The sequence below is a fragment of the Streptomyces sp. NPDC096205 genome, assembly GCF_044763135.1.
Taxonomy (GTDB): Bacteria; Actinomycetota; Actinomycetes; order Streptomycetales; family Streptomycetaceae; genus Streptomyces.
Genome location: NZ_JBIWFS010000009.1, coordinates 230,164 through 247,561, shown reverse-complemented (window position 1 = coordinate 247,561; position 17,398 = coordinate 230,164). Strand labels below are relative to the sequence as shown.

General features: G+C 70.9%; 20 protein-coding genes and 3 tRNA genes. 18 read left to right on the top strand and 5 right to left on the bottom strand.

Annotation, left to right across the window (positions count from 1 at the left end; all coding sequences use genetic code 11):
* Positions 1-63 precede the first annotated feature (63 nt).
* Together ACIQ6Y_RS30705 and ACIQ6Y_RS30700 are read right to left on the bottom strand one after the other, a co-directional pair.
* Positions 64-720 (bottom strand): SDR family oxidoreductase, encoded by a 657-nt coding sequence (locus tag ACIQ6Y_RS30705; RefSeq protein WP_404043762.1) that lies wholly within the window; start codon positions 718-720, stop codon positions 64-66.
* 88 nt (positions 721-808) lie between these two features.
* Positions 809-2,065 carry an amidohydrolase family protein gene (locus tag ACIQ6Y_RS30700; RefSeq protein ID WP_404043760.1) on the bottom strand — a complete coding sequence of 419 codons (1,257 nt, stop codon included), beginning with the start codon at positions 2,063-2,065 and terminating at the stop codon, positions 809-811.
* 460 nt (positions 2,066-2,525) lie between these two features.
* Here ACIQ6Y_RS30700 and ACIQ6Y_RS30695 point away from each other — a divergent pair.
* From ACIQ6Y_RS30695 to ACIQ6Y_RS30655, 9 genes are all read left to right on the top strand, one after another.
* Positions 2,526-2,598 (top strand) — tRNA-Thr (locus tag ACIQ6Y_RS30695).
* Positions 2,599-2,644: 46 nt separating this feature from the next.
* Positions 2,645-2,717: transfer RNA gene (locus ACIQ6Y_RS30690), tRNA-Met, on the top strand.
* An 88-nt stretch (positions 2,718-2,805) separates the two neighbouring features.
* Positions 2,806-2,970, top strand: coding sequence for a 50S ribosomal protein L33 (rpmG, locus tag ACIQ6Y_RS30685; protein WP_003948671.1), 165 nt, complete (start codon positions 2,806-2,808; stop codon positions 2,968-2,970).
* 124 nt (positions 2,971-3,094) lie between these two features.
* A complete protein-coding gene (locus ACIQ6Y_RS30680) occupies positions 3,095-3,547 on the top strand; it encodes a MaoC family dehydratase N-terminal domain-containing protein (protein ID WP_404043758.1) in 453 nt (150 codons plus the stop codon).
* Between the two features lie 7 nt (positions 3,548-3,554).
* Complete coding sequence (locus ACIQ6Y_RS30675) at positions 3,555-3,983, top strand: MaoC family dehydratase (RefSeq protein ID WP_404043756.1); 429 nt, start codon at positions 3,555-3,557, stop codon at positions 3,981-3,983.
* A 91-nt stretch (positions 3,984-4,074) separates the two neighbouring features.
* Complete coding sequence (locus ACIQ6Y_RS30670) at positions 4,075-4,644, top strand: TetR/AcrR family transcriptional regulator (protein ID WP_404043754.1); 570 nt, start codon at positions 4,075-4,077, stop codon at positions 4,642-4,644.
* 89 nt (positions 4,645-4,733) lie between these two features.
* Complete coding sequence (locus ACIQ6Y_RS30665) at positions 4,734-6,188, top strand: MFS transporter (RefSeq protein ID WP_404043752.1); 1,455 nt, start codon at positions 4,734-4,736, stop codon at positions 6,186-6,188.
* Positions 6,189-6,209: 21 nt separating this feature from the next.
* Positions 6,210-6,590 (top strand): DUF3291 domain-containing protein, encoded by a 381-nt coding sequence (locus tag ACIQ6Y_RS30660; RefSeq protein ID WP_404043750.1) that lies wholly within the window; start codon positions 6,210-6,212, stop codon positions 6,588-6,590.
* Between the two features lie 123 nt (positions 6,591-6,713).
* Complete coding sequence (locus ACIQ6Y_RS30655; protein ID WP_404043748.1) at positions 6,714-7,769, top strand: UDP-N-acetylmuramate dehydrogenase; 1,056 nt, start codon at positions 6,714-6,716, stop codon at positions 7,767-7,769.
* Between the two features lie 68 nt (positions 7,770-7,837).
* On the opposite strand, the gene ACIQ6Y_RS30650 is transcribed toward ACIQ6Y_RS30655, so the two are convergent.
* Positions 7,838-8,476 carry an NAD(P)-dependent oxidoreductase gene (locus tag ACIQ6Y_RS30650; RefSeq protein ID WP_404043746.1) on the bottom strand — a complete coding sequence of 213 codons (639 nt, stop codon included), beginning with the start codon at positions 8,474-8,476 and terminating at the stop codon, positions 7,838-7,840.
* Between the two features lie 106 nt (positions 8,477-8,582).
* Here ACIQ6Y_RS30650 and ACIQ6Y_RS30645 point away from each other — a divergent pair, with 106 nt between their 5' ends.
* The gene (locus ACIQ6Y_RS30645; RefSeq protein ID WP_404043744.1) at positions 8,583-9,203 is read left to right on the top strand and encodes a TetR/AcrR family transcriptional regulator; all 621 of its coding nucleotides are present in this window, start codon (positions 8,583-8,585) and stop codon (positions 9,201-9,203) included.
* 31 nt (positions 9,204-9,234) lie between these two features.
* Positions 9,235-9,906, top strand: coding sequence for a hypothetical protein (locus ACIQ6Y_RS30640; RefSeq protein ID WP_404043742.1), 672 nt, complete (start codon positions 9,235-9,237; stop codon positions 9,904-9,906).
* Here ACIQ6Y_RS30640 and ACIQ6Y_RS30635 read toward each other — a convergent pair.
* Positions 9,887-10,927: an adenosine deaminase gene (locus tag ACIQ6Y_RS30635; protein WP_404043740.1), complete on the bottom strand. Its 1,041-nt coding sequence runs from the start codon at positions 10,925-10,927 to the stop codon at positions 9,887-9,889. The genes ACIQ6Y_RS30640 and ACIQ6Y_RS30635 overlap by 20 nt on opposite strands.
* A gap of 120 nt (positions 10,928-11,047) precedes the next feature.
* A complete protein-coding gene (locus ACIQ6Y_RS30630) occupies positions 11,048-12,274 on the bottom strand; it encodes a pyridoxal phosphate-dependent aminotransferase (RefSeq protein WP_404043738.1) in 1,227 nt (408 codons plus the stop codon).
* Positions 12,275-12,558: 284 nt separating this feature from the next.
* Here ACIQ6Y_RS30630 and ACIQ6Y_RS30625 point away from each other — a divergent pair.
* The 7 genes from ACIQ6Y_RS30625 (at position 12,559) to ACIQ6Y_RS30595 (ending at position 17,373) form a co-directional block, all read left to right on the top strand.
* Positions 12,559-12,631: transfer RNA gene (locus ACIQ6Y_RS30625), tRNA-Trp, on the top strand.
* 105 nt (positions 12,632-12,736) lie between these two features.
* Entirely contained in the window at positions 12,737-13,021 is a 285-nt protein-coding gene (secE, locus tag ACIQ6Y_RS30620; RefSeq protein ID WP_404043736.1) for a preprotein translocase subunit SecE, read from the top strand.
* An 80-nt stretch (positions 13,022-13,101) separates the two neighbouring features.
* Positions 13,102-13,998 carry a transcription termination/antitermination protein NusG gene (gene nusG, locus ACIQ6Y_RS30615; RefSeq protein WP_404043734.1) on the top strand — a complete coding sequence of 299 codons (897 nt, stop codon included), beginning with the start codon at positions 13,102-13,104 and terminating at the stop codon, positions 13,996-13,998.
* Positions 13,999-14,166: 168 nt separating this feature from the next.
* A complete protein-coding gene (gene rplK / locus ACIQ6Y_RS30610) occupies positions 14,167-14,601 on the top strand; it encodes a 50S ribosomal protein L11 (protein WP_028805116.1) in 435 nt (144 codons plus the stop codon).
* Between the two features lie 81 nt (positions 14,602-14,682).
* Positions 14,683-15,408 (top strand): 50S ribosomal protein L1, encoded by a 726-nt coding sequence (gene rplA, locus ACIQ6Y_RS30605; RefSeq protein ID WP_404043732.1) that lies wholly within the window; start codon positions 14,683-14,685, stop codon positions 15,406-15,408.
* Between the two features lie 119 nt (positions 15,409-15,527).
* Entirely contained in the window at positions 15,528-16,334 is an 807-nt protein-coding gene (locus ACIQ6Y_RS30600) for a hypothetical protein (protein ID WP_404043730.1), read from the top strand.
* A gap of 76 nt (positions 16,335-16,410) precedes the next feature.
* Positions 16,411-17,373 carry a hypothetical protein gene (locus ACIQ6Y_RS30595; protein WP_404043728.1) on the top strand — a complete coding sequence of 321 codons (963 nt, stop codon included), beginning with the start codon at positions 16,411-16,413 and terminating at the stop codon, positions 17,371-17,373.
* Positions 17,374-17,398: the final 25 nt, after the last annotated feature.

The following is a 17,398-nucleotide window of genomic DNA, read 5'->3' as shown; positions in this document are numbered from 1 at the left end:
CCCGGCGACGACTCCTCTCCACCGCGGCTCAGTTGCCCGCCGGTGACATCCCCGCGCCGACGCTCAGTTGCCCGCCACCGACTTCACCGCCACCGACACCGGCACCGATCCGCCGACCAGTTCGAGAGTCAGACCGGCCGTCGCAGGGGTCTCGATCAGCTCCGCGAGCACGGCGGCCACGTCGTCACGCGTGACCGCGCCACGGCCGGTGTGCGCCTCGAGCCGGACCAGCCCGGTGCCCGCGTCGTCCGTCAGCGAACCGGGGCGCAGGACCGTCCAGTCCAGGGCGTTCAGGCCCTGGACGTGCGCGTCCGCCTCGCCCTTGGCGCGCAGATAGACGTCGAAGACCTCGTCGCCCTGATGCCCCGGGTCCGCGCCCATCGAGGACACGAGGAGGAAGCGCCGTACGCGCGCCCGGACCGCCGCGTCCGCGAACAGCACGGCCGCGCCCTTGTCCACGGTGTCCTTGCGGGCCGGTCCGCTGCCCGGGCCCGCGCCCGCCGCGAACACCGCCACGTCCGCGCCCTGCAGATGCGCGGCGACCTCCTCCACCGCGGCCGACTCCAGGTCCAGCAGCACCGGTTCGGCGCCCGCCTCCCGCAGATCGTCGCCCTGCTCGGCCTTGCGGATGATGCCCGCGACCTCATATCCGCGCGCGGCGAGCAGCTTCTCCAGCCGCAGCGCGATCTGACCATGACCTCCAGCAATGACAATGCGCATGTCTTCGACCGTACGCCCGAACGCCCGCCCCCGCCGCGCGACTCGAACGTCGCGCCCCGGCCTGCCGGAGGGATTCGGCGCACCGGCGCTACGACACCTCACCCCGCCCCTGCCGCGGCAGCCCCAGCTCCGCCGCGGCGGCCGAGTTGCAGTACTCCCGCACCGCGCTGGTGCGAGCCACCACACGCCCCCGATGGACGACGATCCGGCTGTACGCGAGGGACAGCGCGCCCGACAGCCGGTCCCCGCGCACCGCGAGCAGCTCCGCGGGGAAACCGGCCTCCACGCGTACCTCGGGCAGGCCCAGCACGGCACGCGCGGACGCGCTCACGGCGTCGTAGGCGTCCTCGGGGCGCAGCCCGTAGCGCGAGGACAGCAGGTACGCGGCCTCCAGCGGGTCACCGCGCCCCACCGGGTTGGAGACGTCCCGCAGCGCCCCGCTGCCGGCCGCGAGGCGGACACCCGCGGCGCGCAACAGCCGTACGGGAGCAGTACCGCGCCCGTCGACGCCCGCGCAGCCGCCCTGCGGCAGACACACCACGCCCACCCCCGCCGCGGCGAGCTGGTCGGCGGTGCGCGTGACCGCCTCCACGGGCAGCCGGGCCAGGCCCGCGCAGGGACTCAGCGTCACACCGGGCCGCAGCCCGCCGGCCATCGCAGCCAGCCGGGCGAGCCGGCCCGGGTCGCCGGCGTCGGTGTGCAGGTCGACGGGGCAGCCGTGCTCGGAGGCCACCTCCAGGACCGCCTCGACGTAGCCCGTGGGGTCGGGGTCGAGGTCGGGACAGCCGCCCACCACGGACGCGCCCATCTTCACCGCGTCCCGCAGCATCGCGAGGCCGTCGGCCCCGGCCACCCCCGTCAGCAGCCGCGGTACGGCCACCGTCGTCAGCTCGGCGAGCCCGCGCAGCGAGCGCCGCGCCTGGAGTACGGCGCCCAGCGCGCCGAGCCCCTGGACGTCGCCCACGCGCACATGGGCCCGCAGCGTGGTGGCGCCGTGCCCGAGTTGCAACAGAGCCGCCTCCGTGGCGCGGCGCTGCACGTCCCGGGCGTCGTAGGAGACCGGCCCGTCCTCGTCGGCGGTGAGCGCGGTGTCGCCGTGGGCGTGCGGTTCGGCCGGGGCGGGCAGCAGGAGGTACCCCGAGAGGTCCACGCGCGCGCCCTGGCCCCGGACGGCTCCGCCCAGGCTGCCGGCGGTGCCGACCGCCTCGATACGCCCGCCGCCCAGCCGCACGTCGACGGTCCGGCCGTCGGTGAGCCGTGCCCCGCACAGCAGCAGCGTGTCGGACAGCCCCGAGGAGCCCGGCGAGGACGACGGGCGTGGCGGCTGCGGCTGGCTGTCGGGCATCGCGCTCCAGGGGCTCGGCTCGGGGCTCGGATCTGACGGGCTCAGGGCTCGGGACGAAGGGCTCGGACTGACGGGCTCAGGCTCGGGGACGAAGGGCTCGGGACTCGGATGTGACGGGGCACCAAGCCGCACGACCAGGACTGCACGACCAGGACGGCACGCACGGCACGCACCGCACACCCCGCACTCCATGGCACCGCGCGACTCCGCCCTGCTCAGACCGCATCCGCCGCACAGCACGCAAGATCACGCAAAGATCACGCAGAGTGAGTCGAGCCTAGGGCGGCGGTCCGCCCCTGGCCGGGAGGAGCGCAATAGTCGTACCGGTGTGGCCCCAGGTGGACGCATGGGGTGGACGGGACCGGAAGGGCCGCCGAGAGCGGTGTGGAGCACAGGCGAAGGGGGTCCGGGATACGGATTTGGGTGAACGGCCACGGACCGTGTAATGTCTTCATCGCTCGCCCCAATAGCTCAGTCGGCAGAGCGTCTCCATGGTAAGGAGAAGGTCAACGGTTCGATTCCGTTTTGGGGCTCTGGTGAGAGAAGTTCCCGTCGCAAGACGGGAACCGATCCCACCGCAGCGGTGTAGCTCAGTCGGTAGAGCAAGCGGCTCATAATCGCTGTGTCACCGGTTCAAGTCCGGTCACCGCTACTAATAGTAGCCGATTGCGGGGTCGGTCCTTCAGTCGGCTACTCTTTCTTGTGTTGAATCACCTACCGTTTCGTCAAGGAGCACTCACGTGGCTGCCACCGACGTCCGCCCGAAGATCACGCTGGCCTGCGTGGAGTGCAAGGAGCGGAACTACATCACCAAGAAGAACCGGCGTAACAACCCGGACCGTCTTGAGATGAAGAAGCACTGCCCGCGTTGCAACGCGCACACCGCGCACCGCGAGACGCGCTGACTTCAGACTTACGTACGAGGCCGCCCCCATCATTCAGGGGGGCGGCCTCGTGCCGTTTGCCGCAAGAAGCAGGACCACCGCCGCAAGAAGCAGGACCACCGCTGAGACCAGGAGGCGCCGAACCATGGCACTCGACCAGTCCTTCGTGGGGCGCACGTATCCGCCCACCGAGCCCTACGAGGTGGGCCGGGAGAAGATCCGTGAGTTCGCGGAGGCCATCGGGGACACCAACCCGGTCTACACGGACCCGGAGGCCGCCAAGGCGCTGGGTCACGCCGATGTGATCGCCCCGCCGACCTTCGTCTTCGCGATCTCGTTCAAGGCCGCGCAGGAGGTCGTCCACGACCCGCAGCTCGGCCTGGACTACAGCCGCGTGGTGCACGGCGACCAGAAGTTCGCCTACGCGCGCCCGGTCCGTGCGGGCGATCGCCTGACGGTCACCTCGACCATCGAGGCGATCAAGTCGATGGCAGGCAACGACATCCTGGACGTCCGCGGTGAGGTGTACGACGAGGCCGGCGAGCATGTCGTCACCGCCTGGACCAAGCTCGTGGCCCGCGCGGCCGAGGAGGCGTGAGCAGCAGATGACCGCCAAGATCGCGTACGCCGACGTCGAGGTCGGCACCGAGCTGCCCGCGCAGACCTTTCCCGTGACGCGTGCCACTCTCGTCCGCTACGCGGGCGCCTCCGGGGACTTCAATCCGATCCACTGGAACGAGAAGTTCGCCAAGGAGGTCGGGCTGCCGGACGTCATCGCGCACGGCATGTTCACCATGGCGGAGGCCGCGCGCGTGGTCACCGACTGGACCGGCGACCCGGGCGCGCTCGTCGAGTACGGCGTGCGCTTCACCAAGCCCGTCGTCGTCCCCAACGACGACCAGGGCGCCGAGATCCAGGTCAGCGGCAAGGTCGCGGCCAAGCTCGACGACCACACCGTCCGCGTGGACCTGACGGTGACCTGCGCCGGACAGAAGGTGCTGGGGATGTCCCGCGCGGTCGTACGACTCGCCTGAGGGTCGAACTCGCAGTGAAGGGGCGCCTGCCGCGAGGGGCGCCCCTTTCCCGCACTTGACTTAGTTAGTGATTGAGTACTAACTTAGCCGCATGGTCAGGATGAGCGCAGAAGAGAGGCGCGAGAGCGTCGTCCGCGCGGCGATGAAGGAGTTCGCCCGCGGCGGCTACCACGGCACGTCGACCGAGGCGATCGCCAAGCGCGTCGGCGTCTCGCAGCCGTACCTCTTCCGGCTCTTCCCGGGCAAGAAGGCCATGTTCCTGGCGGCGGCCGACTGGTGCATGGAAAGCACCATCCGCACCTTCCAGGAGGCCTCCGAGGGGCTCCATGGCGAGGAGGCCCTGCGGGCGATGGCCAACGCGTACACCAAGGTCATCGCCGAGCAGCCCGAGCGGCTGATGATGCAGATGCAGATGTTCATCGCCGTCGGGGCCGCCGAGGAGGAGGGCGACCACGAGTTCGGCGAGGCCGTGCGGACCGGCTGGATGCGACTGTGGGACGTCGTCCACCTGCCGCTGGGAGCGGACGTCAAGGAGACGACGACGTTCATGGCGTACGGCATGCTCATCAACAGCCTGGTGGCCATGGGTTTTCCGCCCGAGCACCGCGTGTGGGAGGGGCTGTACCCGCAGGCGAGGCTCAAGGGCACGCTGGAGAAGTAGGGCACCACCGTGAGGAGACGGAACCGCCGCCTACTCATGGCCGCAAAAGTTAGTCATCAATAACTAATCAAGCATCCTCTGGGGGAGAGATGTCACAGCACAGCGCACCGGGCGCCCGCCGCACAGGAGTCGGCTGGGCCCTCGCCATCACCAGCGTCGCCGGGTTCATGGCGGCCCTCGACAACCTCGTCGTCACCACCGCCCTGCCCTCCATCCGCGAGGACCTCGGCGGCGGACTGCACGACCTGGAATGGACCGTGAGCGCCTACACGCTCACCTTCGCCGTGCTGCTGATGTTCGGTGCGGCGCTCGGCGACCGCTTCGGCCGCCGCCGGCTCTTCGGCGTCGGCCTCGCGATCTTCACCGTCGCCTCCGCCGCCGCGGCCCTCGCGCCCGGCATCGACTCGCTGATCGCCGCCCGCGCGGTGCAGGGTGTCGGCGCGGCCGTCATGATGCCGCTCACTTTGACCCTGCTCACCGCCGCGGTCCCCGCCGAGAAGCGCGGGATGGCGTACGGCATCTGGGGTGCGGTCAACGGCCTCGCGGTCGCCTCGGGGCCGCTGATCGGCGGCACCCTCACCGAACACGTCTCCTGGCAGTGGATCTTCTGGCTGAACGTTCCGCTCGGCATCGCCCTGCTGCCGCTCGCCCGACTGCGCCTGGCCGAGTCGCACGGCACCGGCGCCCCGCTCGACCTGCCCGGCACCCTGCTCGCCAGCGGCGGCCTGTTCGGCATCGTCTACGGCCTGGTCCGCGGCCCCGCCGACGGCTGGACCGCCCTGCCCGTGCTGCTCGGCCTGTTCGCCGGAGCGGCCCTGCTCGCCGGGTTCGTGCTGCACGGCACCCGCGCCAAGAACCCCATGCTGCCGATGCGGCTCTTCCGCTCCCGGGCCTTCGCCGGGATCAACGCCGCGAGCATGCTGATGTTCCTCGGTATGTTCGGCTCGATCTTCCTGCTGAGCCAGTACATGCAGGGCGTCCTCGGCTACTCGCCCACCGAGGCCGGGCTGCGGATGCTGCCCTGGACCGGCATGCCCATGCTCGTCGCACCCATCGCCGGCATCCTCTCCGACCGCATCGGCGGCCGCCCGGTCGTCGCCGCGGGACTCTTCCTGCAGGCCGCCGGCCTCGGCTACCTCGCCTACGTGGCCACCGCCGACGCCTCCTACGCCTCCCAGCTGCCCGGCCTGATCCTCAGCGGCATCGGCATGGCGCTGTTCTTCGCGCCGGCCTCGGCGCTGGTCATGGCCAGTGTCACGGCCAAGGAGCAGGGCATCGCCTCCGGCGCCAACAACGCGCTGCGCGAGGTGGGCGGCGCGCTCGGCATCGCGGTCATGTCCTCGATCTTCTCGGCCCAGGGCGGCTACGAGTCCGCGCAGGCCTTCGTCGACGGGCTGCGGCCCGCGGTCGCCGTCGGTGCCGGGATCGTCGCCCTGGCCGGGGTCGCGGCCCTGGTGGTCCCGTCCCGCCGCGGGACCCTGCCGGACGTGACCGACGCCACCGAGCCCGCTCCGGTCAAGGTTCCCGCCGGCTCCTCCCACTGACCGCGCCGACAGGAGTCCGACATGCCCACCCTTCCCTGGACCGTGCCGAACACCCCGCCCGCCGGCGCCGAGATCCACGTCTTCGCCTCCCGCTTCGAGACCCGCACCCTGTGGGGAGCGCTCAAGTTCCTCGCCCGTACGCCGGGAGTGTGGCGGCAGGTGAGCAGCGCGCCCGGCGCCTACGGGGCCACCTTGAAGGCCGAGCCGCTGAAGCGGACCTTCTGGACGCTCTCCGCCTGGGAGTCGCCCACCGCCCTCAAGGCCTTCGCCCGGGCCGGAGCACACGCTCCGACCTCCCGGGGGCTCGCCGCCGAGATGAAGGACGTGAAGTTGGCGACCTGGTCGGTGTCCGCCGAGGAACTGCCGCTCGGCTGGACCGAGGCGGCCCGGCGCCTGACCTGAGACCGAACCCCGGCGCCTGACCTGAGACCGAACCCGGCACACGCGTGTACGGCCCCGCCCACTCCGGCGGGGCCGCACGCGCGTGTGCCGGGGCTGTCAGTGGGGTCTCGTAGTCTTGAGCGCGTGCAGGAACTCCACGACGCCCCCCTCGCCCCGCTGACCACCTTCCGGCTGGGCGGCCCCGCCACCCGACTGGTCACCGCGACGACCGACGCCGAAGTGATCGACGCCGTCCGTGAGGCCGACGCCGACGGCACCCCGCTGCTGGTCATCGGCGGCGGGTCGAACCTGGTCATCGGCGACAAGGGCTTCGCCGGCACCGCCCTGCGCATCGCCACCCGCGGCGTGGAGCTGACCGGCACCCGCCTGGAGCTGGCCGCAGGCGAGGTGTGGACCGACGCCGTCGCCCGCAGCGTGGAGGCCGGGCTCGCCGGCATCGAGTGCCTGGCCGGCATCCCCGGCTCGGCGGGCGCGACCCCGATCCAGAACGTGGGGGCGTACGGCCAGGAGGTCTCCTCCACCATCACCGAGGTCATCGCCTACGACCGCCACGCGGGCGAGACCGTCGCGCTCACCGGCGCCGAGTGCGGGTTCTCCTACCGCCACAGCCGCTTCAAGGCCGACCCCGAGCGGTACGTCGTCCTGCGCGTCCGCTTCGAGCTGGAGGACGCGGACGGCCTGTCCGCGCCGATCAAGTACGCCGAGACGGCCCGCGCCCTCGGCGTCGAGCCCGGCGACCGGGTACCGCTCGCCGAGGCCCGCGAGACCGTGCTGAAGCTCCGTGCGGGCAAGGGCATGGTGCTCGACCCGGAGGACCACGACACCTGGTCGGCCGGGTCGTTCTTCACCAACCCGATCCTCACCGACGCCCAGTTCGCCGCCTTCCACGCGCGCGTGCGTGAGCGCCTCGGCGAGGGCGTCGAGCCGCCCGCCTACCCGGCGGGGGAGGGCCACACCAAGACCTCCGCGGCCTGGTTGATCGACAAGGCCGGCTTCACCAAGGGCTACGGCACCGGCCCGGCCCGCATCTCCACCAAGCACACCCTCGCCCTCACCAACCGCGGCGAGGCCACCACCGAGGACCTGCTGGCGCTGGCCCGCGAGGTCGTCGCCGGAGTCCGCGAGGCCTTCGGCATCACGCTGGTCAACGAGCCGGTGACGGTCGGCGTCAGCCTGTAGCGCCTCCCGGCGCGTCAGCCTGTAGCGCCTCCCAGGGCGTCAGCCTGTAGCACTTCCGGCGCCGAGGCTCAGTAGGCGACCCCCACCCCCTGCTTCACCGCGCCCGGGTCCCCCGTCAGCGCCAGCATCGCGTGGGCCACGTCCGCGCGGCCGATGAAGCGGCCCCGGGGCGGGAAGCCGCCCACGACCGTGCGATAGCGGCCGGTCAGCGGCTTGTCCTGGAGCCGCGGCGGCCGTACGACGGTCCAGTCCGTGGCGCTGCCCGCCAGCGCGGCCTCCATCGCCCGCAGGTCGTCGTAGACGTCCCTGAGCACCGTCGAGACGATCGCGCGCATCCCACGGTCGAGGAAGCCGTCGTCCGGCTCCGGCCCCACCGGCGCCGCGCTCACCACGACCAGGCGCCGCACCTCGGCCGCCTCCATGGCGTCCAGGACCGTACGGGTCAGGCGGGCGGCCACCCCGGCGTCCTTGCGGCTGCGGGCGCCGAGCCCCGACAGCACCGCGTCCCGCCCCGCGAGCGCCGCACCCAGTGACCGGGCGTCGGTCAGATCGGCGCGCACCACCTCCAGCCGGCCGTCGCCGTCGCTGTCGATGCCGAGCCGGGAGGGGTCCCGTACGACCGCGGTGACCTCGTGGCCCGCGTCCAGGGCCTGACGGACGACGTGACCGCCGATGCCGCCGGTGGCGCCGAAAACGGTGAGTTTCATGGCGGACTCCCGTCCATCGAGTGGTGGGTGAGTATTCACTCACCCCCTTGCCCTCTAGGGTGGGTAAGCACTCACCCACCCGTCAAGGGCGATTGGACGACAACCCATGGAGCACAAGCCGGCCCAGGTCCGGATTCTCGACGCCGCGCACGAACTGATGCTCACGGTCGGGCTGGCACGCACCACGACCAAGGAGATCGCGCGGGCCGCCGGATGCTCCGAGGCGGCGCTCTACAAGCACTTCGACAGCAAGGAGGAGCTGTTCATCCGCGTCCTCACCGAGCGGCTGCCCCGGCTGAACCCGCTGCTGCACAGCCTCGCCGCCGCACCGGGCCGCGGCACGCTGGAGGACAACCTCACCGAGATCGCCCGCCAGGCGGCCCTGTTCTACGAACAGAGCTTCCCGATCGCCGCCTCCCTGTACGCCGAGACCCAGCTCAAGCGGCGGCACGACGACGCGATGCGCCGGATGGGCATGGGCCCGCACCTGCCCATCGAGTCGCTGGACGCGTACCTGCGGGCCGAGCGGACGCAGGGCCGCCTGCGCGCGGACGCGGACACCTTCGCCGCCGCCTCCCTCCTCCTCGGCGCCTGCGCCCAGCGCGCCTTCGCCTACGACGCCGACGAGGAGGCCCGCCCACCCGTGGACGAGTTCGCCGCCCGGCTGGCACGGACGCTGCTCGCCGGAATCTCCGTTGCCGACAGCGACCCCGGGCCGCGACCCTGAAGGGCATGCACCTGCCTGCCGTAACCCCCGCATGCGCCTGAGACTTCGCCGGTTCCGGCCCCGGACCGGCCCCCACGAGCACCGCGTCGTCCAGCCCCTGCACCCGCTGCGCCACGCCTCACTGCGCGACCCGGACCCCATCGGCCACCTGCTCGCCGACCACGACGGACTGAACCGTCTCGCCGGGCTGTTCTCGTTCGCCGCCTACTCCCGGCACACCGTCGTCCACATCCCGCTCCGCGACGGCGTCCCGCCCGACGAGGGCATGGGCGAGCTCGTGGACCTGGTCCTGGTCCACCACTCGTACGGACTGCGCCCCAGCCAGTGGCCCGGGCTGCGCCGCAGGCTCACCCACGGCACCCCGCTCACCGTCCGCACCGACGAGGCGCGCACCGCCCGGGACGCGGCGGCCTGGCAGGCGCGCGCGCACCGCGCGGACCGCCGCGACGAACTGCGGCACACCACACACGCCCGGACGTTCTTCCTGTTCGGCAGCCGGGACGTGTTCGCCGAGGCCGCCGACTCCTTCGCGTACGCGGCGGGCAACGGCCCCCTGCACAAGCGTGTCCAGCAGGGCGACCTCGCCCTCGTCTCCGCGATTCCCGGGCTGCGTCAGCCTCCGGGCGGCGGGCATCCCTTCGAGGTGCTGATCTGCTTCAAGCCGTATCCGCCGTACGCCCACTTCAAGCGGCCGGGCCGCTGAGCCAGTCGTCCACCCCCGCGAGCAGCTTCGCCTTGGTCCCCTCGGGGGCCGACGAGGCGCGCACCGACTGGCGGGCCAGCTCGGCCAGCTCCGGGTCCGTGAAGGCGTGGTGCCGGCGGGCGATGTCGTACTGGGCCGCGAGGCGGGAGCCGAACAGCAGGGGGTCGTCGGCGCCCAGGGCGAGCGGGACGCCCGCCTCGAACAAAGTGCGCAGGGGGACGTCCTCGGGCTTCTCGTAGACGCCCAGGGCCACATTCGAGGCGGGGCACACCTCGCAGGTCACGCCCCGGTCGGCCAGCCGCTTCAGCAGACGCGGGTCCTCCGCCGCGCGCACCCCGTGCCCGATCCGGTCGGCATCCAGGTCGTCCAGGCAGTCGCGGATCGAGGCCGGACCGGCCAGCTCGCCGCCGTGCGGGGCCGACAGCAGGCCCCCCTCACGCGCGATGGTGAAGGCACGGTCGAAGTCCCGCGCCATGCCCCGCCGCTCGTCGTTGGACAGCCCGAAGCCGACCACACCCTGATCGGCGTACCGCACCGCCAGGCGGGCCAGTGTGCGCGCGTCCAGCGGGTGCTTCATCCGGTTCGCGGCGACCAGCACCCGCATCCCGAGCCCGGTATCCCTGGAGGTCGTCTCCACCGCGTCCAGGATGACCTCCAGCGCCGGGATCAGCCCGCCCAGGCGCGGCGCGTACGAGGTCGGGTCCACCTGGATCTCCAGCCAGCCGGAGCCGTCCCGAAGGTCCTCCTCCGCCGCCTCGCGCACCAGCCGCTGGATGTCCTCCGGCTCCCTGAGGCACGAGCGGGCCGCGTCGTACAGCCGCTGGAAGCGGAACCAGCCGCGCTCGTCCGTCGCCCGCAGCTGCGGCGGCTCCCCGCTCGTCAGCGCCTCGCTCAGGGCGTCCGGCAGACGCACCCCGTACTTGTCGGCCAGCTCCAGCACGGTCCCCGGCCGCATCGAGCCGGTGAAGTGCAGGTGCAGATGGGCTTTCGGCAGTTCGGCGACATCACGTACACGCTCCATTCGCCGATCCTGCCGTACGCCGTACATGTCCCGGTAGCCGTTTCCCCGGACGGGGGCTTGCTCGTACGAAGAAACGGGCCGCCTCCCCGAAGGGAGACGGCCCGTCCACGCGCGCGTGCGTCAGTCGCGGGCCTCGGCCAGCAGCTTCTGGATGCGCGAGACGCCCTCGACGAGGTCCTCGTCACCGAGCGCGTACGACAGGCGCAGGTAGCCCGGGGTGCCGAAGGCCTCGCCCGGAACGACCGCGACCTCGACCTCCTCCAGGATCAGCGCGGCCAGCTCGACGGTGTCCTGCGGGCGCTTGCCGCGGATCTCCTTGCCGAGCAGGCCCTTCACCGACGGGTAGGCGTAGAAGGCGCCCTCGGGCTCGGGGCAGAGCACGCCGTCGATCTCGTTGAGCATCCGCACGATCGTGCGGCGGCGGCGGTCGAAGGACTCCTTCATCTTCTCGACGGCCGACAGGTCGCCGGAGACGGCGGCGAGGGCCGCGACCTGCGCGACGTTGGAGACGTTCGACGTGGCGTGCGACTGGAGGTTCGTCGCGGCCTTGACGACGTCCTTCGGGCCGATGATCCAGCCCACGCGCCAGCCCGTCATGGCGTACGTCTTGGCGACACCGTTGACGACGATGGTCTTGTCGGCGAGCTCCGGCACGACCACCGGCAGCGAGTGGAACTCGGCGTCGCCGTAGACCAGGTGCTCGTAGATCTCGTCGGTCAGGACCCACAGGCCCTTCTCGGCGGCCCAGCGGCCGATCTCCTCGATCTGCTCACGGGAGTAGACCGCGCCGGTCGGGTTGGAGGGGGAGACGAAGAGCAGGACCTTGGTGTTCTCCGTGCGAGCCGCCTCCAGCTGCTCCACCGAGACGCGGTAGCCGGTCGTCTCGTCCGCGACGACCTCCACCGGGACACCGCCGGCCAGCCGGATCGACTCCGGGTACGTCGTCCAGTACGGGGCCGGGACGATGACCTCGTCGCCCGGGTCGAGGATCGCGGCGAAGGCTTCGTAGATGGCCTGCTTGCCACCGTTGGTGACGAGGACCTGCGCGGCCTCCACCTGGTAGCCGGAGTCCCGCAGCGTCTTGGCGGCGATGGCCTCCTTCAGCTCGGGCAGGCCGCCGGCCGGCGTGTAGCGGTGGTACTTGGGGTTCTTGCAGGCCTCAACGGCCGCCTCGACGATGTAGTCCGGGGTCGGGAAGTCCGGCTCGCCCGCGCCGAAGCCGATCACCGGACGCCCGGCGGCCTTGAGGGCCTTGGCCTTGGCGTCCACGGCGAGGGTGGCGGACTCGGAGATCGCGCCGATTCGGGCGGAGACCCGGCGCTCGGTGGGAGGGGTTGCAGCGCTCATGCAGCCCATCGTTCCAGACCCGAAACCTGCCCGGCACACGGGTTTCACGGACTGAACATGGACGGGCAACGCTGTGGACAGGTGTCCGGATCCGCCGCCCGGCCTGGGTGATCTTCCGGCGATCTTTCGCTTTCCCGGCAGCTTTCCCTGCCCCACAGGCACTTTCTGTTCGACGCCCGGCCCCGGACCACGTACACTCTCACCTCGTCGGCCTCCACCGGCACGCACTCCAGACGGTGCACACCGAGCACCCGTCCGGATGCGGTACGTTGGGGGACACACAAAGGGTCGTAGCTCAATTGGTAGAGCACCGGTCTCCAAAACCGGCGGTTGGGGGTTCAAGTCCCTCCGGCCCTGCTACACACACCGCCAGGATGTGTGCGCAGGTACGTACAGCAATGCACCGCCGTGCGGCTCAGACCGGGCGCGGCACGGCCACGACCCGGGATCAGGTGAGGATGAATGACGGACGCCGTGGGCTCCCTCGACACGCCTGACGCCCGGGATGAGGCGCCTGAGTCGAAGAAGGCCCGCAAGGGTGGCAAGCGCGCCAAGAAGGGCCCGCTGAAGCGTCTCGCGCTCTTCTACCGCCAGGTCGTCGCGGAACTCCGCAAGGTCGTCTGGCCCTCGCGCAATCAGCTGACCACGTACACGACCGTCGTGATCGTCTTCGTGGTCATCATGATCGGCCTGGTCACCGTGATTGACTATGGACTTGACCACGCAGCCAAGTACGTCTTCGGCTGAGCCAAGAGCGAAGGGCGCCGCGGTTACCGGCGCCCCTTTCGCATGTTCCACCCCTATGTATCCAGGAAGAAGCAGCCACCGTGTCTGACCAGAACCTGAACGACGCCATCGAGCCGGAAGAGTCGGTGGACGACGAGCTCGACATCGTCGAGGGCGCGGACGAGGACCTGGACGAGTTCGAGGCTGCCGAAGCCGAGTCGGGCGAGCCCGCCGAGGAAGCCGCTGTGCACGTCGAGGACGAGGACGAGGTCCTCGCGACCGACGAAGAGGCCGGCGAAGAGTCCTCCGACGAGGAGCCCTCCGACGAAGAGGCCACTGACGAAGAGGTCGAGGAAGAGGAGGCCGAAGAGGCCGCTCCCGTCGACCCCGTCCAGGCCCTGCGCGAGGAACTGCGCACCCTGCCCGGCGAGTGGTACGTCATCCACACGTACGCCGGCTACGAGAACCGCGTGAAGACCAACCTGGAGCAGCGCGCGGTCTCCCTGAACGTCGAGGACTACATCTTCCAGGCCGAGGTGCCGCAGGAAGAGGTCGTCCAGATCAAGAACGGCGACCGCAAGACCATCCGTCAGAACAAGCTGCCCGGCTACGTCCTGGTGCGCATGGACCTGACGAACGAGTCCTGGGGCGTCGTCCGCAACACCCCCGGCGTCACCGGCTTCGTGGGCAACGCCTACGACCCGTACCCGCTGACCCTGGACGAGATCGTCAAGATGCTCGCCCCGGAGGCGGAGGAGAAGGCGGCCCGCGAGGCCGCCGAGGCCGAGGGCAAGCCCGCTCCGCAGCGCAAGGTCGAGGTCCAGGTGCTGGACTTCGAGGTCGGCGACTCGGTCACCGTCACCGACGGTCCGTTCGCCACGCTGCAGGCCACGATCAACGAGATCAACGCCGACTCGAAGAAGGTCAAGGGTCTCGTGGAGATCTTCGGCCGCGAGACGCCGGTCGAGCTGAGCTTCGACCAGATCCAGAAGAACTAGTTCTCTCTGGACCTACCGCTTCCGACCAGGTCGGGCGGGCCGCTGAGGCCCGTCTGACCTGCTCGGTTTTTGGCCGCGCATCCATACCCGTTATCGTTGTGCGGTATGCCTGCGTCCGGGTGATTCCCGCGCGCGGGCAGGACCCGAATCGAAAGGACCCGGAGAGCTATGCCTCCCAAGAAGAAGAAGGTCACGGGGCTCATCAAGCTCCAGATCCAGGCCGGTGCCGCCAACCCGGCTCCGCCGGTCGGCCCCGCGCTGGGTCAGCACGGCGTCAACATCATGGAGTTCTGCAAGGCCTACAACGCCGCGACCGAGTCGCAGCGTGGCTGGGTCATCCCGGTGGAGATCACGGTCTACGAGGACCGCTCCTTCACCTTCATCACCAAGACCCCGCCGGCCGCGAAGATGATCCTCAAGGCCGCGGGTGTGGAGAAGGGCTCCGGCGAGCCGCACAAGACCAAGGTCGCCAAGATCACCGAGGCGCAGGTCCGCGAGATCGCCACCACCAAGATGCCCGACCTCAACGCCAACGACCTGGACGCCGCCGCGAAGATCATCGCCGGCACCGCCCGTTCCATGGGCATCACGGTCGAGGGCTGAGCCCCAACCTCGTAGACCAGCAGTAGTGGCAGGGCCTGCTCGGCCCGGACCACGACTCCTAAGAAAACCCCAGGAGCAGTAGTGAGCAAGCGCAGCAAGTCTCTCCGCGCTGCGGACGCCAAGATCGACCGGGAGAAGCTGTACGCCCCGCTCGAGGCCGTCCGTCTCGCCAAGGAGACCTCCACGACCAAGTTCGACGGCACCGTCGAGGTCGCCTTCCGTCTGGGTGTCGACCCGCGCAAGGCCGACCAGATGGTCCGTGGCACCGTGAACCTGCCGCACGGCACCGGCAAGACTGCCCGGGTCCTGGTCTTCGCGACCGGTGACCGTGCTGCGGCCGCGGAGGCCGCCGGCGCCGACATCGTCGGCTCCGACGAGCTGATCGACGAGGTCTCGAAGGGCCGCCTGGACTTCGACGCCGTCGTCGCCACCCCGGACCTCATGGGCAAGGTCGGCCGCCTCGGCCGCGTGCTCGGTCCGCGTGGTCTGATGCCGAACCCGAAGACCGGCACCGTCACCCCCGACGTGGCCAAGGCCGTCACCGAGATCAAGGGTGGCAAGATCGAGTTCCGCGTCGACAAGCACTCGAACCTGCACTTCATCATCGGCAAGGCGTCCTTCGACGACACCAAGCTGGTGGAGAACTACGGCGCCGCGCTGGAGGAGATCCTCCGTCTGAAGCCGTCCGCCGCCAAGGGTCGCTACATCAAGAAGGCCGCCATCACCACCACGATGGGCCCCGGCATTCCGGTCGACCCGAACCGCACCCGCAACCTCCTCGTCGAGGAGGACCCGGCCGCGGTCTGAGCCCCCAAGGCTCACTGAAGCAGGCCACGGGCCCCGCACCTTCTCGAAGGTGCGGGGCCCGTTCCCGTTGCCCGGTCCTGCGCTAGCGTGCCGGCAGGGACGGGCGCGGGGGAGGGCGTATGGCCGGCGGCAGGGCATGGCGGGGCCGGGTACTGATGGCGGCGCTGCTGCTCACGGGCGCGGCCGCCTGCACCTCGGCGGACAGCGACTCCCCGGCGGACCACGCCGCTGAACGTCGTACGGCCCGGGCGGCGCCCGCTGTCCTCGCTGCGCTGCGGGACGCCGAGCGGGCCACCGAGAGGGCCGGGTCGGCGCGTGTGCGGTCCACGACCACGCTCGGGCCGGACGCCACCATGACCTCCACCGGCACGCTCGCGTGGCGCGACGGGCTCACCGGCGCCCTCGCCCTCACCTACACCGGCGGCGGCGTCGCCGCGACCCTGGCGGAGCTGGGCAGCACCTCGACGCAGGCCCGCTATCTGCCCGACGCGTACTACACGCGCGTGGGCGAGGCGTTCGCGGCGAAGGCGGGCGGCCGGCACTGGATCCGGTACGGCTGGGACGACCTGGCCGACCTCGGCGACGCCTCCGGCGCCCGGCTCGCCGCGCAGATCCGGGAGGCCGCCCCGCACCGGGCCGTGGCGCTGCTGCTGGCCTCCGGGGACGTACGCCTGGTCGGCACGGAGCCCGTTCGCGGCGAGCCGGCCACGCACTACACGGGCAGCGCGCAGCCCGCAGGCCTCCCCGGGCAGACCGTCGACCTGTGGATCGCCGGCGACGGCCTGCTGGTCAAGAAGGCCGAGAGGAGCGGGACGGTGATCCAGACCGCGTACTACGACGACTACGGCCTGCGCGTCTCCGTCCAGCCGCCGCCCGCGCGGGACACCCAGGACTTCAAGGACCTCGTCCGTCCCGGCCGGAATTGAGAGGTCGGCTGTCGGTGGCCTCGGATACGCTCGACAGACTGACTGTGTATCGGCCGTTCGTTCCGTGGGGGGAATCATGGGCCTTTCTGTACGTACCCGGGGTGGGGCCACTCTCGCCGGTCTCTCGGCGCTCCTGCTCGCGGGCGGGGCCGTCGGCTGTGGCGGGGACAAGGGGGACAGGGCCGACCGGACGCCGTTCCAGGTCCTGACGGCGGCGTACGAGAAGACCGCCGAGGCCAAGTCCGCCAAGGTCCACATGACCATGAGCGCGCCCGGGATGATGGGCGGCGGCGACAAGGCGATCGTCAGCGGCGTCATGGGCTGGGACCCGGCCGTGATGGACCTCACGGTCGAGGGCTACGCGGCGGAGCCGGACATGCCGGAGAAGATCCGCATGATCATGCGCGACGACGTCATGTACATGGACGGCGGCAAGGAGGCCGCCGTCGAGATGGACGGCAAGCGCTGGATGAAGCTGGACTTCGGCGCCGCGGCCGAGGCCGCCGGCAACGAGGACCTGGCCCGCCAGATGACCGCCGGCATGGACAACATGAACCAGAACCCGGCCGAGCAGATAGCCCTCCTGCTGGAGTCGCCCAACCTCAAGCACGTGGGCAGCGAGAAGGTCGGCGGCGTCGAGGCCGAGCACTACAAGGGCACGCTCACCGTCGCCGAGATGATGAAGACCAACAAGTCGCTGGAGGTGCTGAAGCCCGCCGAGCGCAAGCAGCTCCTGGACAACATCGAGAAGTCCGGCATCAAGGGCTACGACACCGAGGTGTGGGTCAACGATGACGACCTGCCGGTCCGTATGGACATCGGGATCGACACCCCCGAGGGCGACGTCGACATGAGCATGACCTTCTCCGACTACGGCACCAAGGCCGAGGTCGAGGTGCCGCCGGCGTCCGAGACCTTCGACCTCATGGAGATGTTCAAGGACCTCGGCGAGGACGGCGGCTTCGACGAGAGCGCCATCGACGAGGACACGCTCGACCTGGAGGGCCTGGACGACAGCGAGCCTCTCGGCACGAGCTGAGCCCCTTCTCGGCCTCTGCGAAGAT